This window comes from Paracoccus sp. DMF-8 (genome assembly GCF_029309835.1).
GTDB lineage: Bacteria > Pseudomonadota > Alphaproteobacteria > Rhodobacterales > Rhodobacteraceae > Paracoccus.
In genome coordinates, this window is record NZ_JARJHL010000013.1 from 15,887 (window position 1) to 39,416 (window position 23,530).

23 protein-coding genes and 1 pseudogene are annotated in these 23,530 nt (G+C 65.8%); 16 read left to right on the forward strand and 8 right to left on the reverse strand.

Features of this window, described 5'->3' with window-relative positions:
* Positions 1-33 precede the first annotated feature (33 nt).
* A complete protein-coding gene (locus PE067_RS13665) occupies positions 34-1,359 on the forward strand; it encodes an HlyD family type I secretion periplasmic adaptor subunit (RefSeq protein ID WP_276190285.1) in 1,326 nt (441 codons plus the stop codon).
* 88 nt (positions 1,360-1,447) lie between these two features.
* Here the strand turns inward: PE067_RS13665 and PE067_RS13670 are convergent, their stop codons facing one another.
* The 4 genes from PE067_RS13670 to PE067_RS13685 form a co-directional block, all read right to left on the reverse strand.
* A complete protein-coding gene (locus PE067_RS13670) occupies positions 1,448-4,546 on the reverse strand; it encodes a valine--tRNA ligase (RefSeq protein ID WP_276190115.1) in 3,099 nt (1,032 codons plus the stop codon).
* 101 nt (positions 4,547-4,647) lie between these two features.
* A complete protein-coding gene (locus tag PE067_RS13675; RefSeq protein ID WP_276190118.1) occupies positions 4,648-5,295 on the reverse strand; it encodes a YceI family protein in 648 nt (215 codons plus the stop codon).
* Positions 5,292-6,086 carry a VOC family protein gene (locus PE067_RS13680; RefSeq protein ID WP_276190120.1) on the reverse strand — a complete coding sequence of 265 codons (795 nt, stop codon included), beginning with the start codon at positions 6,084-6,086 and terminating at the stop codon, positions 5,292-5,294. Before PE067_RS13680 ends, PE067_RS13675 begins: the two co-directional genes overlap by 4 nt.
* Positions 6,087-6,111: 25 nt before the next feature.
* Entirely contained in the window at positions 6,112-6,465 is a 354-nt protein-coding gene (locus tag PE067_RS13685) for a DUF1428 domain-containing protein (RefSeq protein WP_276190123.1), read from the reverse strand.
* 88 nt (positions 6,466-6,553) lie between these two features.
* On the opposite strand from PE067_RS13685, the gene PE067_RS13690 reads away from it, so the two are divergent.
* Entirely contained in the window at positions 6,554-7,276 is a 723-nt protein-coding gene (locus tag PE067_RS13690) for a winged helix-turn-helix transcriptional regulator (RefSeq protein WP_276190124.1), read from the forward strand.
* Here the strand turns inward: PE067_RS13690 and PE067_RS13695 are convergent.
* Positions 7,210-7,695 carry a peroxiredoxin gene (locus PE067_RS13695; RefSeq protein ID WP_276190126.1) on the reverse strand — a complete coding sequence of 162 codons (486 nt, stop codon included), beginning with the start codon at positions 7,693-7,695 and terminating at the stop codon, positions 7,210-7,212. The genes PE067_RS13690 and PE067_RS13695 overlap by 67 nt on opposite strands.
* A gap of 76 nt (positions 7,696-7,771) precedes the next feature.
* Between PE067_RS13695 and PE067_RS13700 the strand changes: the two genes are divergently transcribed.
* Positions 7,772-8,974, forward strand: coding sequence for an FAD-dependent oxidoreductase (locus PE067_RS13700; protein WP_276190127.1), 1,203 nt, complete (start codon positions 7,772-7,774; stop codon positions 8,972-8,974).
* Positions 8,971-9,537, forward strand: coding sequence for an RsmD family RNA methyltransferase (locus PE067_RS13705; RefSeq protein ID WP_276190128.1), 567 nt, complete (start codon positions 8,971-8,973; stop codon positions 9,535-9,537). The genes PE067_RS13700 and PE067_RS13705 overlap by 4 nt, the downstream gene beginning before the upstream one ends.
* Before the next feature lie 41 nt (positions 9,538-9,578).
* On the opposite strand, the gene PE067_RS13710 is transcribed toward PE067_RS13705, so the two are convergent.
* Positions 9,579-10,010: an Lrp/AsnC family transcriptional regulator gene (locus tag PE067_RS13710; protein ID WP_276190286.1), complete on the reverse strand. Its 432-nt coding sequence runs from the start codon at positions 10,008-10,010 to the stop codon at positions 9,579-9,581.
* Between the two features lie 165 nt (positions 10,011-10,175).
* Here PE067_RS13710 and PE067_RS13715 point away from each other — a divergent pair, with 165 nt between their 5' ends.
* Together PE067_RS13715 and PE067_RS13720 are read left to right on the forward strand one after the other, a co-directional pair.
* Entirely contained in the window at positions 10,176-11,333 is a 1,158-nt protein-coding gene (locus tag PE067_RS13715) for a type III PLP-dependent enzyme (protein ID WP_276190129.1), read from the forward strand.
* 53 nt (positions 11,334-11,386) lie between these two features.
* A complete protein-coding gene (locus PE067_RS13720) occupies positions 11,387-12,481 on the forward strand; it encodes a DUF2235 domain-containing protein (protein WP_276190131.1) in 1,095 nt (364 codons plus the stop codon).
* 66 nt (positions 12,482-12,547) lie between these two features.
* Here the strand turns inward: PE067_RS13720 and metF are convergent, their stop codons facing one another.
* Positions 12,548-13,411 carry a methylenetetrahydrofolate reductase [NAD(P)H] gene (gene metF / locus PE067_RS13725; protein WP_276190135.1) on the reverse strand — a complete coding sequence of 288 codons (864 nt, stop codon included), beginning with the start codon at positions 13,409-13,411 and terminating at the stop codon, positions 12,548-12,550.
* Positions 13,412-13,500: 89 nt separating this feature from the next.
* On the opposite strand from metF, the gene PE067_RS13730 reads away from it, so the two are divergent.
* From PE067_RS13730 to PE067_RS13740, 3 genes and pseudogenes are all read left to right on the forward strand, one after another.
* Positions 13,501-14,406 (forward strand): LysR family transcriptional regulator, encoded by a 906-nt coding sequence (locus PE067_RS13730; protein WP_276190287.1) that lies wholly within the window; start codon positions 13,501-13,503, stop codon positions 14,404-14,406.
* Between the two features lie 81 nt (positions 14,407-14,487).
* Positions 14,488-15,277: pseudogene (locus PE067_RS13735) on the forward strand (inositol monophosphatase family protein).
* Between the two features lie 75 nt (positions 15,278-15,352).
* Entirely contained in the window at positions 15,353-16,303 is a 951-nt protein-coding gene (locus tag PE067_RS13740; protein ID WP_276190138.1) for a DMT family transporter, read from the forward strand.
* Here PE067_RS13740 and PE067_RS13745 read toward each other — a convergent pair.
* Positions 16,248-18,398, reverse strand: a complete 2,151-nt coding sequence (locus tag PE067_RS13745; protein ID WP_276190140.1) for a lytic transglycosylase domain-containing protein — start codon at positions 18,396-18,398, stop codon at positions 16,248-16,250. The genes PE067_RS13740 and PE067_RS13745 overlap by 56 nt on opposite strands.
* 101 nt (positions 18,399-18,499) lie before the next feature.
* Here PE067_RS13745 and dapA point away from each other — a divergent pair, with 101 nt between their 5' ends.
* The 7 genes from dapA to PE067_RS13780 all read left to right on the forward strand — a co-directional run bounded on the left by dapA (position 18,500) and on the right by PE067_RS13780 (position 23,521).
* Positions 18,500-19,375 (forward strand): 4-hydroxy-tetrahydrodipicolinate synthase, encoded by an 876-nt coding sequence (gene dapA / locus PE067_RS13750; RefSeq protein WP_276190142.1) that lies wholly within the window; start codon positions 18,500-18,502, stop codon positions 19,373-19,375.
* A gap of 121 nt (positions 19,376-19,496) precedes the next feature.
* Positions 19,497-19,901, forward strand: a complete 405-nt coding sequence (locus PE067_RS13755; protein WP_276190144.1) for a group II truncated hemoglobin — start codon at positions 19,497-19,499, stop codon at positions 19,899-19,901.
* 80 nt (positions 19,902-19,981) lie between these two features.
* Positions 19,982-20,476 (forward strand): crossover junction endodeoxyribonuclease RuvC, encoded by a 495-nt coding sequence (gene ruvC, locus PE067_RS13760; RefSeq protein ID WP_276190146.1) that lies wholly within the window; start codon positions 19,982-19,984, stop codon positions 20,474-20,476.
* Positions 20,473-21,144, forward strand: coding sequence for a Holliday junction branch migration protein RuvA (ruvA, locus tag PE067_RS13765; protein ID WP_276190148.1), 672 nt, complete (start codon positions 20,473-20,475; stop codon positions 21,142-21,144). Before ruvC ends, ruvA begins: the two co-directional genes overlap by 4 nt.
* Positions 21,145-21,148: 4 nt before the next feature.
* On the forward strand, positions 21,149-22,069 hold the full coding sequence (htpX, locus tag PE067_RS13770) for a zinc metalloprotease HtpX (protein WP_276190151.1): 921 nt from the start codon (positions 21,149-21,151) through the stop codon (positions 22,067-22,069).
* Positions 22,066-23,094: a Holliday junction branch migration DNA helicase RuvB gene (ruvB, locus tag PE067_RS13775; protein ID WP_276190288.1), complete on the forward strand. Its 1,029-nt coding sequence runs from the start codon at positions 22,066-22,068 to the stop codon at positions 23,092-23,094. Before htpX ends, ruvB begins: the two co-directional genes overlap by 4 nt.
* On the forward strand, positions 23,087-23,521 hold the full coding sequence (locus PE067_RS13780; RefSeq protein WP_276190154.1) for a PaaI family thioesterase: 435 nt from the start codon (positions 23,087-23,089) through the stop codon (positions 23,519-23,521). The genes ruvB and PE067_RS13780 overlap by 8 nt, the downstream gene beginning before the upstream one ends.
* The last annotated feature ends 9 nt before the right edge of the window (positions 23,522-23,530 follow it).

Sequence of the window (23,530 nt, forward strand, 5' to 3'; positions counted from 1 at the left end):
GCCCTGCGCGCCAAGCCGGCCGAGGTCGAGCTGATGCAGCCCGCCCCCATCCACCGCGCCCCCGTCGAACAAAGGTGGAGCGCGCGGGGTGCCATCATCATCGGCGTGATCGGCCTTTTGCTGCTGTTCGGCGGCTTTGGCCTGTGGTCCTTGACCGCACGGATCGCCGGCGCCGTTGTCGCCTCGGGTCAGGTCGAGGTCGAACAGCGCCGTCAGGTCGTCCAGCACCCCGATGGTGGCGTGGTTCAGGACATCATGATTCACGAAGGGGAAACGGTCACGGCGGGGCAACCGCTGATCATCCTTGACGGGACGATGCTGCGCACGGAACTGGCCATCGTCGAAGGCCAGTATTTCGAAATGCTGGCCCGTCGCGGACGGCTCGAGGCAGAGCGCGCCGATCTGGAAACCATCACCTTCCCCCAAGAACTGGTCCGTGAGGCCCATGAAAGCCCGGGCCTTGCCGGGCTGATGGCGGGCCAGCAAAGCCTGTTCACGGCCCGGCGCGACACGCTCGACCAGGCGCTTGGCCAGCTTGCCAAGCAATCCGAGCAGGTGACCGCCCAGATCGAGGGGATCGACGCCCAGATGGGTGCCCTGGAAAAGCAGCGCGGCTTTATCCAGGAAGAGCTGGAAAACCAGCGCGCGCTGTTCGAAAAGGGCCTTGCCCAATCCGCCCGGGTGCTGGCCCTGGAACGCGAAGCGGCGCGACTTGACGGCCAGATGGGCGAAATCATCGCCGGGCGGGCGCAATCCGTGACGCGGCTGACCGAAATCGACCTGACCCGGCTGGAACGCACCGCCGAACGCCGCGAGGCTGCCGAAACCGAGCTGCGCGACCTTGGCTATCGCGAACTGGAGATGGCGGAACGTCGTCGCGGCCTGGGCGAACAGATCGCCCGGCTGGAAATCACCGCGCCGGTGTCGGGCATCTTGCAGGAATTGCAGGTCACCACGCCGCGTTCGGTCATCCGCCCGGCCGAACCGATCATGTATATCATCCCGCAGGACCGCCCGCTGGTGATCAGCGCCCAGATCGCCACGATCAACGTCGATGAAGTCCATCCGGGACAAGAGGTCGTGCTGCGTTTCTCGGCCTTTTCCTCGCGCACGACGCCCGAAATCGACGGCGTTCTGAACAAGGTGTCACCCGATGCGCTGATCGACGAAGTCACGCGGATGCCCTATTATCGCGGTGAGGTCACCATCCCGGCCGATCAGCTTGAAAAGCTGGGCAATCTGGCGCTGGTTCCGGGGATGCCGGTCGAAGTCTATATCCAGACCGGCGAACGCAGCCCAATGGCCTATCTGCTGAAACCGCTGACGGATTACTTCTCCCGCGCCTTCCGCGAAGAATGATCCCGGCTCTGCGACCCCGGCCCTGCGACAATGAGAAAGCCCCGCCCCGGCATCCCTGGGCGGGGCTTTTTCGACATTGCACGACAGCCTAGCCCCTCATCGCCAGAAGCTGGGCCAGCGCGGCGCGGGTGCGGGCGATATCTTCGTCCAGCAGTGCCAGCTTGTCGCGGGTTTCCTCGATCACCTCGGGTTCGGCATTTTCGACGAATTTCGGATTGGCCAGACGGCCACGCAAGCCGCCAGCATCCTTTTCCGTCTTGGCCAGCGCCTTTTCCAGCCGCGCGCTTTCGGCCGCAACATCAATGACCTCGCCGACAGGCAGCGCAAAGCTTGCGCCATTCGCCGCGACCGAGATCATGCCCTGCCCCATCGCACCGTCTTGCGCGGGATTGACCCGCGCCAGCCGTTCGATCAGCGGACCATTCGCCGCAATCGCGGCACGGGCGGCATCGTCGGCCTGAACCACGATCAGGTCCAGGCGGGCACCTGCGGGCACCCCGATCTGCGCGCGGGCCGAACGGATCCCTTCGATCACACCGATCACCCAGTTGATCTGGCGATCCGCGGTATGGTCGATCAGATCGGCGCCATATTCCGGCCAGTCGCCATGAACCAGCATCGAGCTGCGATCCCCCGTCAGCGACCACAGTTCTTCGGTCACAAAGGGCATGATCGGATGCAGCAGGATCAGGCATTGATCCAGCACCCAGCCCATCGTCTCGCGGGTTTCCTGCGCCAGATCGCCGTCGAACAGCGGCTTGGAAAATTCGACATACCAGTCGCAGACCTTGCCCCAGACAAAGGCATAGAGGATCTGCGCGCCTTCGTTGAAGCGATAGCCGCGCAGCGCCTCGTCAAAGGCCAGACGGGTGCGGGCCAGTTCGCCGATGATCCAGCGGTTGACCGTATGGGTCGGCGCGGGCCGGTCTCCCCCGCCACGCACGCCGTTCATTTCGGCAAAGCGCGCGGCATTCCAGATTTTCGTGACGAAATTGCGGTTCGCCTCGACATGTTTCGGGCCCAGCTTGGGGTCGCGCCCCATCGCCGCCATCGAGGTCAGCGTGAACCGCAGCGCATCCGCGCCGAAATCGTCGATCAGGACCAGCGGGTCGATGACGTTGCCTTTCGACTTCGACATCTTGGCGCCCTTTTCGTCGCGCACCAGCCCATGGACATAGACGGTATGGAACGGCACCTGACCGACCACGGCCAGTTGCATCATCATCATCCGGGCGACCCAGAAAAAGATGATGTCAAAGCCCGTGATCAGGGTAGAGGTCGGGAAATACCGGGCCAGTTCCGGCGTCTTTTCCGGCCAGCCAAGCGTCCCGATGGGCCACAGCCCGGACGAAAACCAGGTGTCCAGAACATCGGGATCGCGCCAGACCGGATAGACCAGCCGGGTCGGATCCTGCGTCAGGTTGTAATCGGCCAGCCCCTGCGAAAAGGCATCGACCGCGGCATCGCGGTCGGCGACCTCGATCACGCGGGCGATTTCAAGGGGTTGCGGCAGACCTGCGATATCATCGCGGAAGCGTTCGACCACATCGGCAAAGCCGGCGGCGGCGTGGTGCAATTCGCCGCGCTGGACCAGACCATCGGCCAGCAGTTCGAACAGTTCGACCTCGTCCAGCGCGCCATCGCCTTCGTCATCGCGGAAACCCTGCGCCGACAGGTCCAGCCCATACCACACCGGGATCTGATGCCCCCACCAAAGCTGGCGGCTGATGGTCCAGGGCTCGATGTTTTCCAGCCAGTGGAAATAGACCTTTTCATGCTGTTCCGGCAGGATTTTCGTCGCGCCGCTGCGGACGGCGTCCAGCGCCGGCCCGACGATTTTCGGCGTATCGACAAACCACTGATCGGTCAGCATCGGCTCGATCACCACGCCCGAACGGTCGCCGAAGGGCTGCATGATCGGCTTGGCTTCGACCAGGGGGCGGCGTTCCAGATGTTCGGCGCCGGTTTCCTTGTCGATTTCCTTGTGCAGGCAGGTGACGGCCAGCCCCTCGGCGGTGATCTGGTCCACGACGATGCGGCGGGCCTGATAACGGTCAAGGCCGCGCAGCTCGTCGGGGACAAGGTTCACGTTCGAGACATCGCCGACATCCTCGCCGCGCGCGGCGCGGGTCGCGATTTCGGCGCTTTCGGCATAGGACAGGCCATCGGCGCGCATCTGCGCCTTGGTGTCCAGCAGCGCATAGAGCGGGATGCCATTGCGCATCGCCACGCCATAGTCGTTGAAGTCATGCGCGCCGGTGATCTTGACCGCGCCCGAGCCGAAATCGGGATCGGGATATTCGTCGGTGATGATCGGGATCAGGCGGCGGTGTTCGCGGGGTCCAACCGGGATTTCGACCAGCTTGCCGACAATGGGGGCATAGCGCGCATCGTCGGGGTGAACGGCGACCGCGCCGTCGCCCAGCATGGTTTCGGGCCGGGTCGTTGCGATGGAAATGTAATCGCGGGTCTCGCGCAGCGTGACATTGCCGTCCGCGTCGCGTTCGACATATTCATAGGTCTCGCCACCCGCGAGGGGGTATTTGAAATGCCACATATGGCCCGCGACCTCGCGGCTTTCGACCTCTAGGTCCGAAATCGCGGTTTCGAAATGCGGGTCCCAGTTCACCAGCCTTTTGCCGCGATAGATCAGGCCCTTGTCATACATGTCGACAAAGACCTTGATGACCGCGTCGTGGAAATTGCCGTCCTCGCCCGCGGGGGCGCCGGGGGCGCCCGACATGGTAAAGGCATTGCGCGACCAGTCGCAGCTTGCCCCGAGCCGTTTCAGCTGATTGATGATCGTGCCGCCGGATTCCTGTTTCCAGGCCCAGATCTTTTCCAGAAAGGCCGCGCGACCGATCTCGCGGCGGCCGGGTTCCTGACGTTCGGCCATCTGGCGTTCGACGACCATCTGGGTCGCGATGCCCGCATGGTCCTGACCCGGTTGCCACAGCGTGTCAAAGCCGCGCATCCGGTGCCAGCGCACCAGAATGTCCTGCAAGGTGTTGTTCAGCGCGTGGCCGATATGCAGGCTACCGGTGACGTTCGGTGGCGGGATGACGACCGAAAAGCTTTCGGCACCCGGCTTGGCATTCGCCCCGGCCGCGAAGGCATTCGCTGCTTCCCATTCGGCCGCGATCCGCGCCTCGGCGGAAGCGGCGTCAAAATTCTTTTCCATCGCCATGTGATCACCCTTTGCTTGCGCAAGGGGATATCGAAGCACGGCGCAAAGGCCAAGAGAAGATGCGGGCCAAACCCGCCGCCCCTGTCGATCCTGCGCCCGTGCTAATCCTGCCGCGCGAATTCCGCGTCGATCTGGATGACCACCGGATCGGTAAAGAAAGGATTCAGCCCGAATTGCTGCGGGTCGATCGCGGTTTCCGCGCTGAGACCGATCAGGTTGCGGATGATCGGATTGCCGTTTTCATCGCCGGTATAGCCCTGCCCCGCGCCGATCAGCGTCGCGTCGAATGTCGCGGGATGGGTCTGGCCCATGATCGTCAACTGCCCCGAAATCCGGCCCTGCACCGGACTGTCCGCGACAAAGCCGTCGGCGACGAAACGCGCCGTCGGATGGCTGGCGGTGTCCAGATAATCCGTGCCGCGCAGCGCCTCGGCAAAGCCCGGCACGGGGGTCGAGATCGAGGCCGGATCCACATCCGCGACCAGCCTTACCGCCCCCAGATCCTGCGGGTTCCACTCAAGCTGGCCGCTGACCACGTCAAAGCGGAACACGCTGATCGAGAAATTCATATGCGGCACGCGGGCGATCACCGCCGTATGGGTCGGGTCCAGACGATAGGTCCCGGCCTCGGCGGCGTGATAGTCGGGCACGCCGCGCGGAACATCGTCGGGGGCGATGTCCTGCGCGGCCACCTGCGCGACCAGCGGGGTCGCGCAAAGCATCAGGGCCCATGACAGCGCGCGCCTCATGCGGCGCCCTCGGGTTTTGGGCCGACGACGGCAAATGCCGCGCCCTGCGGGTCCAGCGCGACGGCAATCAGCGCAGGGCCGGGCACCTCGGTCGGGCCGTGCAGGATGGTGCCGCCCTGCGACCCGATCCCTTCCAGCGCGGCGGCGACATCATCCACGCCGAAATAGGCCAGCCAGTTCGGCTGCGGCGCATCGCCAAGGCCCATCATCCCGCCGATATCCACGCCGTTCTGGCGGAAAAGCTGGTATTTGCCCATCTCTCCCATGTCCATGGCATCGCCCGGCGACCAGCCAAAGAGATCCGCATAGAAATCGAATCCGGCAACAGGGTCGGTCGACATCAGTTCGATCCAGTTGCCGCGCCCCGCCTTTTGCTGGTTCCACGACCCGGCGCATTCCGGGGTCGGCGCCTCCATCGGTTCGGGTTGCAGGATGCCGAATGCCGCGCCCTGCGGGTCCGTGGCGATCGCGAAACGCCCCGTCCCCGGAATATCGGCCGGTTCGCGAAAGATGCGCCCGCCCTTTTCAACGATCCGGGCGGCGGTGGCATCGGCGTCATCCACCATGATGTAGATCATCCAGTTCGGCGGCACATCGGCGCAATCGGGGGGCATTTCCATCGCGCCGACGATGACATCGCCACCGTCGCGGCCCAGATGATAGGTAAAGCCGGGCATGCCCGCGTCGGTGAAATCCCATCCGAACAGCCGGGCATAAAAGCCTTCGGCATCGGACAGCCGGCCCTTGGCGGTCGAAAGCTCGAACCAGCAGGGCGTTCCGTGATCTGACATCGTGGTTTTCCTTGTCGCGGCGGGATTACGAGACATCGACGACGGGCTCGAACCCGCCCCAGAACATGCGCTTGCCGTCAAAGGGCATGTCGCCCATCGCGGCCATGTCGGGATCCTGCATCATCTCGGCATAGGCCGCATCCGCCGTTGCGCGGTCGGGCCATTCAACCCAGGAAAACAGCACGGTTTCATCGTCCTTGGCCTGCGTGGCGCGATAGAAATCGGTGGTTTCGCCATGGGGCACATCGACCCCCCAGGTTTCCACCATGCGCAACGCGCCGCGACGCTGGAACATCGGCCAGGATTGCCGGGCATGGTCGATATATTTCTGGCGATTTGCGGTCGGCACGGCCAGCACGAAGCCGGAATAATAGGTCATCGTCTCACTCCCATTGATTGGTGTGTCGAATCGCGACCATCCAAGCGTCGCAGTTGCAGTAGTAAAAAACAACTGATAATATTTTCGGATGGCAAGAAACGGCACATCCGCGCGTCTGCGCTATGACGAGGGCTGCCTTGGCGCCCATGCCCTGAACACCATCGGCGACCGTTGGGCGCTGCTGGTGGTGCGGGAATTGATGTTTGCGCCCAAGCGGTTCCAGATGATCCGCGCGGGCCTGCCGGGCATCACGGCCAGCGTCCTGACCGGGCGCCTTGGCCAGCTTGTCGATGCGGGGGTGGTCGATCACGACCCCGTGCCGGGCACCTACCGGCTGACCGATCGGGGCCGCGCCCTGCATCCGGTGCTGACCGAGCTGTGCCGATGGGCGCTGATTCTGCCCGGCCATGATCCGGGGCGGTTCATCAGTCCGACGGCGCTGATGATTTCGATTTCCGCCACCGTCGATATCCGCCGCGCGGCGGGCAGCCCGCTGCGCGCGGGTTTCGTCAGCGGGTCAGAAGCGTTCGAGGTCACGCTGTCGTCCAGCGGCCAGCCGCAGGTCCGCGCCGTCCGGCAGGTGGATGCGGATTTCGTGGCGACGGGCAGCGGCAATATGCTGGCCCGGACGATCTATGGCCCGCAGCCGCCGCAGGAACTGGCGGCCGAGGGAGCGATTGCGCTGCACGGCGACGCCGCCGCCGCGCAGGAATTCATGTCATTCTTCAGCCTGCAACCGCAGCTTCAGATCAGATCCAGCAGCGATGCGCCCGATGAAACCGAACAGGTGCCGGGGCTTTCCTCGACCTGAAGCTCGGTCACGGTGCCGTCCTGCACCAGCATCGCGTAACGCTTGGACCGGCCGATCAGGCCAGCGGGCGGGGCGTCGAAATCAAGGCCGAGCGCCTTGGTAAAGCTGCTGTCCGCATCGGCCAGCACCTCGATGCCCGCATCGGTCGCGCCGGTATCCTTGGCCCATGCCGCCGCGACGAACGGGTCGTTCACGGTCACGCAGATGATGCGGCTGACGCCCTTGTCACGGAACGCCCCGGCGCTTTGTACAAAGCTGGGCATATGCGCGTTCGTGCAGGTCGGCGTATAGGCACCGGGAACGGCAAAGATCGCGACATGGCCGTTGGCCAGATCCGCGACATCGACCGCTTCGGGTCCGCTTTCGCCCAGTTTCAACAGCTTGCCCGCGGGCAGGCGGTCACCCTTTGAAATTGCCATGGCATCCTCCGTGAATTGCATAGCGTCCGGTGCGACTATAGGGTCTGGCGCGCAGGCAGACCAGCGAGGGCGAAGAATGAACATCGTGATCCTTGGGGCGGGACAGGCGGCGGCATCGGCGGCGGCGCGGCTGCGCGGCCTTGGCCATCAGGGGACCATCACGATCATCGGCGACGAACCCGCACCGCCCTATCAGCGCCCGCCCCTGTCCAAGGCCTATCTGCTGGGCCAGATGGGGCTGGACCGGCTGACCCTGCGCAATGCGGCATGGTGGGACGAGCAGGCCATCGACCTGCATCTGGGCGAACGCGCGACCCGGATCGACGCGGCCGCGCAGGTGGTGGACAGCGACCGGGGCAGCTACCCCTATGATGCGCTGATCCTGACGCTTGGCGCGGTGCCGCGCCGCCTGCCCGCCGCGATGGGTGGCGACCTGCCCGGCACCCATGTCATCCGCAATCTGGCCGATATCGACCGGCTTGCCCCCGAACTGCAACCGGGCCGCAATCTGGTCGTGATCGGCGGCGGCTATATCGGGCTGGAGGCCGCAGCCGTCGCCCGCAAGCTGGGCCTGAACGTCACGCTGGTCGAATCCGCCCCGCGCATTCTGGGCCGCGTCGCCGCGACCGAAACCGCGCAGATGATCCGCGACCTGCACCACGCTCATGGCGTCACCATTCTGGAAGGCATGGCGATTGCGCGCATCACCGGCGACAGCCGCGCGAACGGGGTCGCGCTGGCCGATGGCCGCACCCTGCCCGCCGATCTGGTGATCTGCGGCATCGGCGTGACCCCGGAAACCGCGCTGGCCGAAAACGCCGGGCTGACGCTGGACAACGGCATCGCGACGAATGCGTTCGGCCGGACCTCGGACCCGCGGATCTGGGCGGCGGGGGATTGTGCCAGCCTGCCGCTGGATGGCGGGACGCTGCGGCTGGAAAGCGTCGGCAATGCCATCGACATGGCCGAGGCCGTCGCGGCGAACATCCTTGGCGCGGCAAGGCCGTATGTCCCGAAACCGTGGTTCTGGTCGGATCAGTTCGACGCCAAATTGCAGATCGCGGGCCTGCTGAACGGCTATGACCGCAGCGTGCTGCGCCGGGCCGATGCGCCCCATTCCGGCAGCACATGGTATTTCCGGGGCGACCGCCTGATCGCCGTCGATGCGCTGAACGACGCCCGCGCCTATATGGTCGGCAAGCGCCTGATCGAGGCGGGCCGCAGCCCATCCCCCGAACTGGTCGCCACCGCCACCGACATCAAGGAACTGATGGCATGAGAATCGTCGGCGGTCGCCTGCGCGGGCTGAAACTGGCGGATGTCGGCGCGGGCGATGCCGCAGCCCATCTGCGCCCGACCACCGACCGGGTGCGCGAATCGGTCTTCAACCTGCTGATCAACGGCACCCATGGCAATCCGATCCCCGATGCCCGCGTGCTGGACCTGTTCGCAGGCACCGGCGCCCTGGGGCTGGAGGCGCTGTCGCGCGGCGCATCCCGCGTCGCCTTTGTCGATGACGGCGTGGCCGCGCGGGCGCTCTTGCGCACCAATATCGAAAAGGCCCGCGCCATGGGCGTCACCGATGTCTGGCGGCGCGATGCGACCAATCTGGGCGAAAATCGCGGCGCGGGTTACGGGCTGGTGTTTCTGGATCCGCCCTATGGCAAGGCCCTGGGCGAACTGGCCGTGGCCGGGCTGATTGCGGGCGGCTGGCTGACCCCCGGCGCGATGATCGTCTGGGAAGACAACCGCCCCCCCGCCGTTCCGGCGCCCCTGATCCAGATCGACCAGCGCCAATATGGCGACAGCATCATCACGCTGGCCCGCGCGCCGTCAGCCTGAAGGATTGGCAATGCGACGGTTTCGTAACGGGCGGGGCGCTTTCAGACCGCGCGATCCAGTTTCGTGGACAGGTGGATCAGGCTTTCGCTGGACCTGACGCCCGTCAATCCGCCGATCTGGTCAAGCACATCGTCCAGCATGCTGGTCGATTCGGCCGATACCTGCAGCAAAAGATCAACCCGACCGCTGGTTGTGTGGATCCTTTCGACCTCTGGCAGGGTCCGCAGCCGCGAAATGATCGCCGCCTGCGACCGGGGTTCAATGGTCAGCAGGCAGGTGGCGCGGATCCGACCCTCTCGCGCGGCCTCGCCAAGGCGCAGGGTATAGCCCGCGATCGAGCCGTTGGTTTCCAACCGCTCCAGCCGCGCCTGCACGGTCGAGCGCGCCACTTTCAGGCGCCGGGCCAGCACCGCGACCGACATGCGCGCATCCTGCGCAAGCTGCGCCAGAATGCCCCGATCCAGCTCATCCATCGTCATTCCGTCATTCTGCCATAACAGCCGTTATTTTAACCGAATTCCAGCCCGAATCTACCCTTTTCATTGCTGCAATCGGAACCCATAGGGCGCACATTCCGTTTTTCCACCACAACCTCGCCCCCGCGAAGGGGCACCGCTCTGATAATAAGGGGAACGCGCATGGGACTGACCGAAGGGCGTGGCGCCAAGACCGTTTGGGCCAATCCTGTCGAGATCATCCGGAACCTCGCTCCGGAAAATCCGGTCATGGTTTTTTCGCCGACGGTGCTGGAAGCGACCGCCCGGCGTTTTCTGGCGGGTTTTCCCGGTCTGGTGACCTATGCCGTGAAATCGAACCCGGACGAAGCCGTGATCCGCACGCTGGCGGCGGTCGGCCTGCGTGGTTACGACGTGGCATCGCCCTTTGAAATCGACCTGATCGCGCGGCTCGCGCCGGGGGCTGCACGGCATTACCACAACCCCGTCCGTTCGCGTGCCGAAATCGCCCATGCGGTCGCGGCGGGGATCAAGGCATGGTCGGTCGACAGCCATTCCGAACTGGACAAGCTGCTGGAATCGGTCCCGGCGGAAAACTGCGAAATCTCGCCCCGGTTCAAGCTGCCGGTGCTGGGCGCGGCCTATGATTTCGGCTCGAAATTCGGGGCGACGCCGGAACTGGCGGCGGAACTGCTGGCCAAGGTGGCCGCGCGCGGCTTTACCCCCTCGCTGACCTTTCACCCCGGCACGCAATGCACCGATCCGGCGGCATGGGAATCCTATATCCGCACGGCGGCCGAGATCTGCGACATGGCGGGCGTGCGCGCGCGCCGCCTGAACGTCGGCGGCGGCTTTCCCTCGCATCGCGTCACCGGGGTCGAGCCGCATCTGGAAGCGATCTTTGACCTGATCGGCACCGTGACCCGCGACACCTTTGGCGACGGTGCGCCCGAACTGGTCTGCGAACCGGGCCGTGGGCTGTGCGCCGATGCCTTTGCCCTGATCACCCGCATCAAGGCGGTCCGCGACGGCGCCAGCGTCTTTCTGAATGATGGCGTTTACGGCGGGCTTTCCGAATTGCCGATCATCGGCAATCTGGACCGGGTGCAGGTGTTTTCGCCAGAGGGCGTGCTGCGTCAGGCCGATCCGCAGGGTCATGTCATCTTTGGCCCGACCTGCGATTCCGTCGACCGCCTGGCCGGTGAAATCGCCCTGCCCGGCGATATTGCCGAAGGCGATTACGTCGTCTTTCAGGGGGCCGGCGCCTATTCCACCGTCACCAACACCCGCTTCAACGGATTTGGCCAGTTGGGTCACCTGACTGTGTTGACCTTGGAGTAACCAAATCGGTCTAATAGCGTGTGCAGCATGTCGTCAGGAACCTGCCCACGGATATGAACGAACGCCCGCCCCTTACCCATGTGATCCTGGTCGATGGCACATTCGCCTCGCTCGACCCGGCACAGCGCAGCTCGATCGGACGGATCTATTCCGCGCTTTCGGGCTGGTGGGGGCGGACGCCCGAACGGGTCCGGGTGCGCTATGCGCCGGGAATGCAATGGGAAAAATGGCGAACCCTGCCCGATCTGATCATCGGGGCGGAACTGGAAAACCATATCCGCGACGTCTATTCCTGGCTGGCCAGCAGCTGGACTCCGGGCGATCCGATCTTTCTGTTCGGCTATTCGCGGGGCGCCTTTGCCGTGCGGTCGCTGGCCGGGATGATCGGCCATCTGGGCCTGCTGCGCCCCGAATCGGTCACGGCAGAGCGCGTGTTGCAGGCCTGGACCCTGTATCGCGACCCCTCGACCGAATCAGAGCGGCAGGCGTTTCGGGACGCGCATTGCCATCAGGATGTGCCGATCCGCATGATCGGGGTGTTCGACACGGTGATGGCGCTTGGCATCCGCCTGCCCCTGCTGTGGATGCTGACCGAACCGCGTTTCCGTTTCCACGACACAAGGCTGGGCGATCACGTCGATCTGGGGGCGCAGGCGCTGGCGCTGGACGAAACCCGCGCGGCCTTTCAGCCGCTGCTCTGGGCGAATGACGATAGCGACCAGCGCGTCCGGCAGATGTGGTTCCGGGGCTGTCACCCCGATATCGGCGGGCAGTTGTCGGGCTATGAACCGGCGCGGCCCCTGGCGAATATTCCGCTGGTCTGGATGATGCGGCTGGCCGAAGGCGCGGGCCTGCCCCTGCCGCAGGGGTGGGAAGACCGGCTGCCCTGCGACCGCAGCGCGCCTTCGGTCGGGTCGTGGCGGCACTGGGGCAAGGCCTTTCTGGCGCGCGCGCCTCGCGTTGCGGGCAGCAGCCCGTCGGAAATGCTGCACCCTTCGGTCAGGGTTCCCTATACCGGCCCCGCGCTGCTGACCGGGCCGCTGGCGCGCTTTTCGGCCAACCCGATCCGGCAAAGACGGTTCCGCCGCGCGCCGCGCCCCGCACCGCCCGACAATCGCGGCGACACGGCGGATACTCCTGCGGAATAGAAAACGCCGGCGCCGGCGCAGCGGTCCGATTCTGAATGGCCCGGTTCCCTGTGGTCGGGGTCGGGGTCAGGCGACCTTGACCAGTTCGGGCTGCGCCACGATCCCCAATGCCCCGCACACGGCGGCGGTCAGTTCGGGCTTGTTCAGCGTATAGAAATGCAGCCGGTCCACACCGCCCGCGATCAGCTTTTCGCACAGATCGACGCAAAGCTCATGGGCCAGCGCGGCCTCGCCCTCCTTGCCCGCGCGGGCAAAGGCGTCATCGGCCCATTGCGGCACAGAGGTTCCGCAGCGTTCGGCAAAACGCCGGGTCCCCGCCCAGCCCTGAATCGGCAGGATGCCGGGGATGATCGGCGCGTCGATCCCGGCAGCGGCGCAGGCATCGCGGAAACGGAAATAGGTGTCCGGCGCGAAAAAGAACTGCGTCATGGCCGAGGTCGCGCCCGCGTCAACCTTGCGCTTCAGCCAGGCGACATCGGCGGCGGTATCGGGGCTTTCGGGATGCGGTTCGGGATAGGCGCCGACGCGGATGGTGAAATCGCCGCGCGCGGCAATCGCCTCGATCAGCTCGACCGAGCTGGCGAAACCATCGGGATGGGCGGTGAATTTGTCATGGCCTTGGGGCGCGTCGCCGCGCAGCGCCACGATCTCATGCACGCCGACCGCCGCGTAATCGGCCACGATCTTCATGGTTTCGTCGCGCGTGGCGTCAACGCAGGTCAGATGCGCCGCGACGTTCAGCCCGCAATGCGTCGTCAGCGCGCTGACCGCTTCGTGGGTCAACTGCCGCGTCGTGCCACCCGCCCCATAGGTCACCGACACGAAATCGGGACCAAGCGGCGCCAGCGCCTTGGCGGTTTCCCACAGCCGGAAGGACTGGTCCAGATTCCGGGGCGGAAAGAATTCAAAGCTGACGTGCGGCGTGGACATGACGAAACCCTCTTTCTGCCGGGCTTGTCGCATGTCCAGCGTTGTGAGACAAATTCATAATCTGCAATATCGTCATGAGATCCGTTCATATGCATCTGGAACTGCGCCATCTGCGCTCGCTGCGCGCGATCCATGAACAGGGCGGCCTGGCCCGCGCGGCGGATGTGCTGAACCTGACCCAATCGGCACTGTCGCATCAGATCAAGGCGCTGGAGGATCAGGCCGGGGTCGAACTGTTCCTGCGCAAGACCAAACCCCTGCGCCTGTCCGCCGCCGGGATGCGCCTGCTGCGCACCGCCGAACAGGTCCTGCCCCTGATCGAGGCGGCCGAGGCCGAATTCCGCGCCGTCGAACAGGGCCGCGCGGGCCGCCTGCATGTCGCGATGGAATGTCACCATTGTTTCGACTGGCTGCTGCCGGTGCTGGACCGCTTTCGCCGCGCATGGCCGGATGTCGATCTGGATATCCGCAGTTCGCTGGCGCTGAAGGCCCTGCCCGCGCTGCAAAAGGGGCAGGTCGACATGGTGATTTCATCCGACCCCGATCCGACGCCGGGCGTGACCTTTCAGCCGCTGTTCGATTATGCGCCGACGATGGTCGTGCCCGCCGGTCATCCGCTGGCGCAAAAGGGCTATGCCGATCCGCAGGATCTGCGCGGCGAAACCCTGATCACCTATCCGATGGAGCGCGCGCGGCTGGACGTGTTTTCCCAGTTCCTCGACCCGGCGGGGGTCGAGCCCGCGCATGTCCGGCAGGTCGAACAGACATCGGTCGCGCTGATGCTGATCGCCTCGGGGCGCGGGGTCGCGGTGATGCCCGATTGGGTGCTGCGCGCCCATGCGGGCAATCCCGAACTGGCGACGATCCCGCTTGGCCCCAAGGGCATCCTGCGCCGTCTTTATGCTGCCATGCGCGAGGAAGATCTGGCCCAGCCCTTCATGGCCTATGTCCTGCGCCTGTCGCGGACCGAGCCCTTGCGGCTTTTGCGGATGTGACGTGAAGCGCGATTGTCGTCGCGCTTCACAATTCGGGCGCTTGACACTATGACGCTGGCTTACCCGCACAAGGATTCCCCGATGGCCAGCGCCAATCTCAACATCATGATCAAGGCCGCGCGCAAGGCCGGCCGTTCCCTCGTCAAGGATTTCCGCGAGGTCGAAAACCTTCAGGTCTCGGTCAAGGGCGCGGGCGATTTCGTCAGCCGCGCCGACCGCGAGGCCGAACGCATCATCAAGGACGAACTGCGCGGCGCCCGCCCGAACTATGGCTGGGTCGGCGAGGAAACCGGCACGGAACCGGGCGAGGATCCGACCCGCCGCTGGATCGTCGATCCGCTGGACGGCACCACCAATTTTCTGCACGGCCTGCCCCATTGGGCGGTGTCGATCGCGCTGGAACACAAGGGCGAAATCGTCGCCGCCGTGGTCTTTGACCCGGCCAAGGACGAATTGTTCACCGCCGAAAAGGGCGATGGCGCATTCATGAACGACCAGCGCATCCGGGTTTCGGGGCGGCGCCAGATGATCGAGATCGATCTTTGCGACCGGCGTGCCCTTTGGCGGGCGCGGCACCCTGCCCGGCACGCTGACCGATCTGGCGCGGCTGATGCCGCTGACGGCGGGCGTGCGGCGTTTCGGTTCGGCGGCGCTGGATCTGGCCTACGTCGCGGCGGGCCGCTACGAAGGCTATTGGGAACGCGGCATCCATTCCTGGGACATCGCGGCGGGTATCCTGCTGGTCAAGGAAGCGGGCGGTTTCGTCGAACCCCTGCGCGAAGGGCAAAGCGTCGTCGATCTGGGGTCGCTGATCGCCGCCAATGCGCAGCTTTTCGATCAGCTTGCGAAAGTGATCCGGGAACGCGACTGACCGGCTCTTGACCTTTCGGGCGGGCGGGCGCACGGCTAGGGCGCAAGCAAGCGCGATTTTCGGCAAGAGCCCCCCATGACCGACAAAACCCCCGAGCGCGGCCAGTTCGCCGCGCCCGTATCGCCGCCCGCCACACCATCCGGTGACCAGCAGGGCAAGGCGGTGCTGATCATGTGCAGCGTCGCATTCCTGTTCGGGATGCAGGATGGCATGTCGCGGGTGCTTGGCGCGAATTATTCGCCGTTCTTCATCGTCATGCTGCGCTATTGGGCGATGGCCGCCTTCGTCATCGCCATGGCCCTGCGCAGCCCCGGCGGGCTGCGTCGGGTCATCCATTCCCGCCGCCCGCTGACCCAGATCCTGCGCGGCGTCCTGCTGGTGCTGGAAATCGTCGTGATGATCGAGGCATTCGTGCGCCTTGGCCTGATCGCCACACATGCGATCTTTGCCTGCGGCCCTCTGCTGGTCGTGGCCCTGTCCGGCCCGGTGCTGGGCGAAAAGGTCGGCTGGCGGCGTTGGGCGGCGGTCGGCGTCGGCTTTATCGGCATCCTGATCGTGCTGAACCCGGTCGGCGCGGTCTTTTCATGGGATTTGCTGCTGCCTTTCGTCGGCGCGACGATGTTCGCGGTCTATCTGGTCGCCACCCGCCACGTCTCGCGCGATGATCTGGCCGAGGTCAGCTTTTTCTGGTCCTGCATCGCGGGCGCGCTGGTCGCGACCCTGCTGGGCTGGCGCACGATGGAGCCCATCGCCACGCCGCATATCCCTCGGATGATCCTGCTGTGCTGCACCGGCGCGCTGGCCCATTACCTGCTGATCCGCTGCTATGAAATGGCCGAGGCCTCCAGCCTGCAGCCCTTTTCCTATACGCAACTGCTGTGGATCACCCTGCTGGGGGTGATGGTCTTCAACGAAAGCCTGACCCCGAATGTCGTCATCGGCGGGTTGATCACCGTTTCGGCCAGCCTGTTCACCTGGTGGAGAGAGCGCCAGAAGCGGGGCCTGAACCGATCGGCAGCGGGCTGACCTGTTCGGCCCGCGCCTCTGTCACCATCGGCAGGACCACGGCATTCAGGACGCCGCCGCTGGCCCCCTGAATCAGCGGCGTCAGCGCGCGCGGCGGCCGCGCGGATGAGGCCAGCCGGATCGGCGGCGGCGGTGGCGGCGGCATCAGCCCGCCCCCGGTCAGTTCGAATGTCGGCACGATGGGCGCGGGCTTCCCCGAGATGCGGGCGCGATAGATCGGCATCGCCTCGGTCACGCGCATGACGTAGTTGCGGGTTTCGTCAAAGGGGATCATCTCGACCCAGTCCACGGGGTCCGCCTCGCGGCGCAGATCGCCGAAATCGCCCAGCCAGCGCGCCGGACGCCCCGGTCCGGCGTTGTAACCGGACGCCACCAGCGCCGTCGATGTCCCGAAGCGGTCATAAAGCCCGCGCAGATAGGCCGCGCCAAGCCGGGCGTTGTAATCGGGATCGGTGGTCAGGCGGTCGAATTCATAGGGTTCGCCCAAACGGTTCGCCATCATCCGCGCGGTTTCGGGCATGACCTGCATCAGCCCCTTGGCCCCGGCGGGTGAACTGACGCCGAAATTGAATTCGCTTTCCTGCCGGGCAATCGACATGACCAACTCGTTCGGCACCGCATGGCCGTCATGTTCCAACCCGGTCAGCGGATAATAGGCCGCCGGATAGATGCCGCCCCTGGACGCCGCCGCCTTGGACAGGCGCACCGCATGCCATGGCAGACGCAATTCCAGCATCAGCCGCGCCATACGGGCGATATCTTCGTGCGGGGCGGTTTCGGCCATATGCAGGAAAAAGCGTTGCCCCTGATCCGGATATCCCGCCGCGATCTGCCAGACCGCCGCCTGCCATTGCTGACTTTCGGTCAGGGCCGATCCGCGCCAATCGGGCAGCGTTTCCGCCGCAAGGCCCGGAACGGCCAGATCGGGCGACATGACAGCGCCGGTCTTTTCAGCGGCCAACTGGCCATAATAGGCGGTCTGAAAGCGGGCCGCGCGCTGATAGGCGGCATCCGCCGCCGCCGCATCGCCCGCCGCCTCATGGGCGCGGCCCAGCCAGTAATGCGCCCGCGACAGCGTGATGGGCGATCCACTGTTTTCCAGCTTGCGGAAATGGGCAATGGCGCGATCCGGCGCACCCGCCCGCAAGGCGGCATAGCCCGCCAGCCATTCCAGATCGGTATAATTGCGGTGGTTCGCGGGCAGGAAATGATGCGCGGCAAAGCGTTCGGCCCGGTCCCAGTCACCGGCCCGCAGCGCCGCGCGCGCATAATCCACCCGCATCGAGGCCCATGCCGCAGGATCGCGCAGCGCCTCGGCGCTGGTCGATTGGCTCAGCATCAGGTCGCGGGCGGGATCGTGCATCTTGGCCCGGACCCGCCAGCGGAAACGATCCAGCACCAGCCCCGGATCGGCCTGCAAGGCCTGCGGCATGCCCTGGATCAGCGCATCGACCCCGGTGCGCCCGGCCTGCATGGCGACCCGCGCCCGACCCACCGCCGCCGCATCGGGGCTGGCCAGCGGGATCATGCGTTCTGCCGCCGCCCATTCGCCCTGATCCAGCAGGCTGGCCAGACGGGCATCATGCAGGGGCGCCAGCTTGACGCCATATTCGGTCAGAAAGACCCGCTCGTCTTCCGCGGATATGGCCTGAACGGTCCAGAACCGCGCCAGTTCGGCATCGGCCGCCGCCGGATCCGTCGCGTTCAGCGCGGCCAGCAGCGCGCGAAAGCCGTTGGCCGTGTCGGGCTTGCGGTCGCCGAACCACGCCAGAACCTCGGGCGCGGGCAGGTCGGGGCGCAGCACGGCATCACCGCGCCGCCAGAACAGATCCATCCCCGGCCAGTCGCGATGGCTGGCCGCAAAATCGCGATATTCGGCCCATGTCCCCTGCCCGGCCCGCAGCCGCTGCCAATCGACCAGACTGACAGCCACCGGCCTGGACCCCGCCGCCGCCTGCCGCGCGGCAGGCCAGTCGCGACCGGCGGCGGCATTCAGCGCGCCGGTCATGTCACGCAGGTTTTCGGCCGCAGCCGGGACGGCGGCCACCACGGCGATCACCGCCGCCAGCAGCCTGTCACGCAGGGGATACAACATGGCCCAGTTGTGACCGCCCCGCGCAGTCAGTGCAACTCACATCCTTGGCAAGCCGGAAGCAGAGTTGTAAGGCGGGAAGACCCAAATTTCAGGATGCCGTCATGTTCAAAGGCTCGATGCCCGCTCTGATCACCCCCTTCACGCCCGAGGGCGACGTTGATCTGGCCAAGCTCGAAAAGCTGGTCGAATGGCACATCGGCGAGGGCTCGCACGCGCTGGTCCCCGTCGGCACCACCGGCGAAAGCCCGACGCTCAGCCATGACGAACACAATCTGGTCGTGCGCGAGGTCGTGCGCGTCGCCGCAGGCCGCATTCCGGTCATCGCGGGCGCCGGCTCGAACTCGACCCGCGAGGCGATCGGCCTGATGCAGGCGGCGCAGGAATCGGGCGCCGATGGCGCGCTGGTCGTGACGCCCTATTACAACAAACCGACGCAGGAGGGGCTGATCGCGCATTTCACCGCGATCCACGACGCCTCGGACCTGCCGATCATCATCTACAACATCCCCGGCCGTTCGGTCGTCGACATGTCGCCCGAAACCATGGGCGAACTGGCGAAACTGCCCCGCATCGCCGGGGTCAAGGACGCCACCGGCAAGCTGGAGCGGGTGCCCCTGCAACGCATCACCTGCGGCAAGGATTTCCTGCAGATCTCGGGCGAGGATGCGACGGCGCTTGGCTTCAACGCGCATGGCGGCATCGGCTGCATCTCGGTCACGGCCAATGTCGCGCCGCGCCTGTGCGCCGAATTCCGGGAGGCGACCCTGCGCGGCGATTACGCCACCGCGCTGGACTATCAGGACCGGCTGATGCCGCTGCACACCGCGATCTTTGTCGAGCCGGGCGTCGTCGGCGCGAAATATGCGATGTCGCGCCTTGGGCTGTGCAACGAACGCGTCCGCCTGCCGCTGGTGCCGCTGACCGGCCCGACCCGCGACAGGATCGACGCGGCGCTGGAACATGCCGGGCTGCTGTAAGGCGTCCCGGATCGCGTGACACAAGGCGGGCATCTTGCCCGCCTTTTTCATGTCCAGATTATTCTTTCAAAGAATATTTATTTCCCTATAATGAAGGGACCGAGTCAACCTCAGGTCCGCCATGCTTATCGCCGCACAGCACAAGCAATCCTTGTTTCACCAGATCGGGGGCGAAGACGGCGTGCGCGCGCTGGTCGAAACCTTCTATGACATCATCGAACAGGATGCCGATGCCGCGCCCTTGCTACGGCTGCACCAGCAGGGTCATGGCGTCGCCCATTCGCGGGCCGAACAGTTCAACTACCTCTGCGGCTTTTTCGGCGGGCCGCAATATTACGTCATGAAACACCGCCACGCCCGGCTGCGGGAAATCCACGAACATGTCCCCATCGGCCCGGAAATGCGCGACCTGTGGCTGGATTGCATGCGCAAGGCCATCGACCAGCGCGCCATCGCCCCCGCGCTTGCCACCCAGTTGATGAACCATTTCACGCGCGCCGCGGAAATTTCCCGCAACATGGATTGAGACGTCTGTTCAGGGGGATGCGATAAGCCACTAGGCGATGTTCGCCTTTCGTGCTAGTCCTGACCAAAACGAGGACGGGCATGATTATCCTGGGTATCGACCCCGGTTTGCGGAATATGGGCTGGGGCGTGATTTCGGTCGATGGCCCCCGGCTGAAACATGTCGCGAACGGCATCATCCATTCCGATCAGGGCGAATTGGGCGAACGGCTGGTGCGGCTGTATCACGGCCTGCGCGCGGTCATTGCCCAGCACCGCCCCGATGCGGCGGCGGTCGAGCAGACATTCGTGAACAAGGACGCGGTCGGCACGCTGAAACTGGGTCAGGCGCGCGGCATCGCCCTGCTGGCCCCGGCCGAGGCGGGGATCGCCATCGGCGAATATGCCCCGAATGCGGTCAAGAAAACCGTGGTCGGCGTCGGCCATGCCGCCAAGGAACAGATCCAGCACATGGTCCGTTTTCAGCTACCCGGCGTCCATCTGGCCGGGGCCGATGCCGCCGATGCGCTGGCCATCGCCATCTGCCACGCCCATCACCTGCAAGGCCGCAGCCTGCGCATCAAGGCGGCATCATGATCGGGCGCGTTGCGGGCATCATCATTCACCGCGCCGCCGACCACGTCCTGATCGACGTGCGCGGCGTGGGCTATATCGTCCATGTCAGCGAACGCACCGCCGCCAGCCTGCGCGTGGGCGAGGCTGCGGCGCTGTTCACCGAACTGGTCGTGCGCGAGGATCTGTTGCAGCTTTACGGCTTTCCGACGCTCCTGGAAAAGGAATGGCACCGGCTGCTGACCTCGGTTCAGGGGGTCGGGCCAAAGGCGTCGCTGGCCCTGCTGGGAACATTGGGGCCGGATGGCGTCGCCCGCGCCATCGCGATCGGCGACAGCGCGGCGGTGCGCAAGGCGCCGGGCGTCGGCCCCAAACTCGCGCAGCGCGTGGTGATGGAACTGAAGGACAAGGCCCCCGCCGTCATGGCGCTTGGCGGCACGCTGAGCGCCGATCCCGGCCCGGTGATGGACGGCGAACCCGAAACGCCCGCCAGACCCGCCGCCAGACGCAGCGCCCCCACGCCCGACCCCGCAGCCCTTGCCAGCGCCGAAGCGCTGTCTGCGCTGTCGAACCTCGGCTACGCCCCGTCAGAGGCGGCATCCGCCGTGGCCGAGGCATCGGGCGCGGAACCGAGTGCCACGACTGCGGCGTTGATCCGCGCAGCGCTCCGCCTGCTTGCCCCCAAGGAGTAGCCCGATGACCGGCAATATTCGCACCTTTGTCCTGATGGCCGCCATGACCGCGCTGGTCATGGCGATGGGGGCGCTGATCGGCGGACAGGGCGGCGCGGTGATCGCGCTGATGATCGCCGGGGCCACCAATGTCTTTGCCTGGTGGAACAGCGACAAGATGGTCTTGCGCCAGCAGGGCGCGCGGCTGGTGACGCGGCAGGACGCCCCCGAACTGGTCGATATGGTCGAGGCGCTGGCCAAACGCGCCAACCTGCCCATGCCTGCCGTCTATGTGCTGGAAACCGACCAGCCCAATGCCTTCGCCACCGGCCGCAACCCGCAAAACGCCGCCGTCGCGGTGACGCAGGGCATCATGCGCGTCCTGAACCGCGACGAACTGGCCGGGGTGATCGCCCATGAACTGGCCCATATCAAGCACCGCGACACGCTGACCATGACGATCACCGCGACCATGGCCGGGGCGATTGCCATGCTGGGCAATATGCTGATGTTTTCGTCCATGTTCGGCGGCCGCGGCGACAATCGCGGCGGCGGGCTGGCGGCGATTGCCGCGATGATTTTTGCCCCCATCGCGGCGGGTCTGGTGCAGATGGCCGTCTCGCGCACCCGCGAATATGAAGCCGACCGGACCGGCGCGGACATCTGCGGCCAGCCGATGGCGCTGGCCTCGGCGCTGGCGAAGATCTCGCGCGCGGCGGGTCAGGTGGTGAATATCCCGGCGGAACGCAACCCGGCCTCGGCCAGCATGTTCATCGTCAACCCGCTGCACGCGCTGCGCATGGACCGGTTGTTCGCCACCCACCCAGCGACCGAGGATCGCATCGCGCGGCTGCAGGCGATGACCGGTTTCGGTTCGGGCGGGTTGGGGGCCAGCCGCATCCCGCGCACAGGCGGACAGAACGACGGCCCGTGGGGCAACTCATGATCCAGCCCGACCCGATGCTGCGCCCCGAACCGCTGGAGGGCGAGACCGAAGACCGCGCCCTGCGCCCCCAGATGCTGGCCGATTTCGTCGGTCAGGCCGAGGCGCGGGCCAATCTGCGCGTCTTCATCGAAAGCGCCCGGATGCGCGGCAAGGCGATGGACCACACGCTGTTCCACGGCCCGCCCGGTCTGGGCAAGACGACGCTGGCGCAGATCATGGCGCGCGAACTGGGCGTGAATTTCCGCATGACCTCGGGTCCGGTGCTGGCGCGGGCGGGCGATCTGGCCGCGATCCTGACCAATCTGGAAGCGCGAGATGTGCTGTTCATCGACGAAATCCACCGCATGAACCCTGCGGTCGAAGAAATCCTGTATCCCGCGATGGAGGATTTCGAACTGGATCTGGTCATCGGCGAAGGCCCGGCTGCCCGCACCGTGCGGATCGAGCTGCAACCCTTCACGCTGGTCGGCGCCACCACCCGGCTTGGCCTGCTGACGACACCCTTGCGCGACCGTTTCGGCATCCCAACCCGGCTGCAATTCTACACCATCGAGGAATTGGACCTGATCGTCCGGCGCGGCGCCAGCCTGCTCGGGATCGACGCCGAGGCACAGGGCACGCTGGAAATCGCCCGCCGCGCGCGCGGCACGCCGCGCATCGCGGGCCGTCTGCTGCGCCGCGTCATCGACTTTGCGCTGGTCGAAGGCGACGGCCGCCTGACCCGCGCGATTGCCGATTCCGCGCTGAACCGGCTTGGGGTCGATGATATCGGGCTGGATGCCGCCGACCGGCGCTATATGTCGCTGATGGCGGAAAACTACGGCGGCGGGCCGGTGGGCGTGGAAACGCTGGCCGCTGCGATGTCCGAAAGCCGCGATGCCATCGAAGAGGTGATCGAGCCTTTTCTGATGCAGCAGGGCCTGATCAGCCGCACCCCGCGCGGGCGGATGCTGGCCCATCGCGGCTGGCGCCACCTTGGACTGGATATCCCACGCAGCCAACAGGACGGATTGTTCGATGACTGACCTGCCCCCCGAACACGCAGCCCGGATCCGCGACAGCTTTGCCCGCCAGACCATGATGGAAACGCTTGGCGCGCAGATGCGGGATCTGGGGCCGGGTCGTGCGGTCATCACCGCGCCGATCCTGCCGACATCGCTGCAACAACATGGCGCGGGCCATGCGGGGCTGGCCTTTGCCATCGGCGATTCGGCGGCGGGCTATGCCGCCCTGACGGTGATGGACGCCGCGTCCGAGGTGATGACGGTCGAGATGAAGATCAACCTGCTTTCGCCCGCCCTGGGCGACCGTCTGGTTGCCGAGGGCCGCGTGATCCGGGCGGGGCGCCGCGTCGTCGTGGTCAGCGCCGATATCTGGGCGGAAACGCAGGGCCAGCGCAAGCATGTGGCGATCCTGCAGGGGACGATGATCCCGGTCGATGCCGGATCATGACCTGAACGG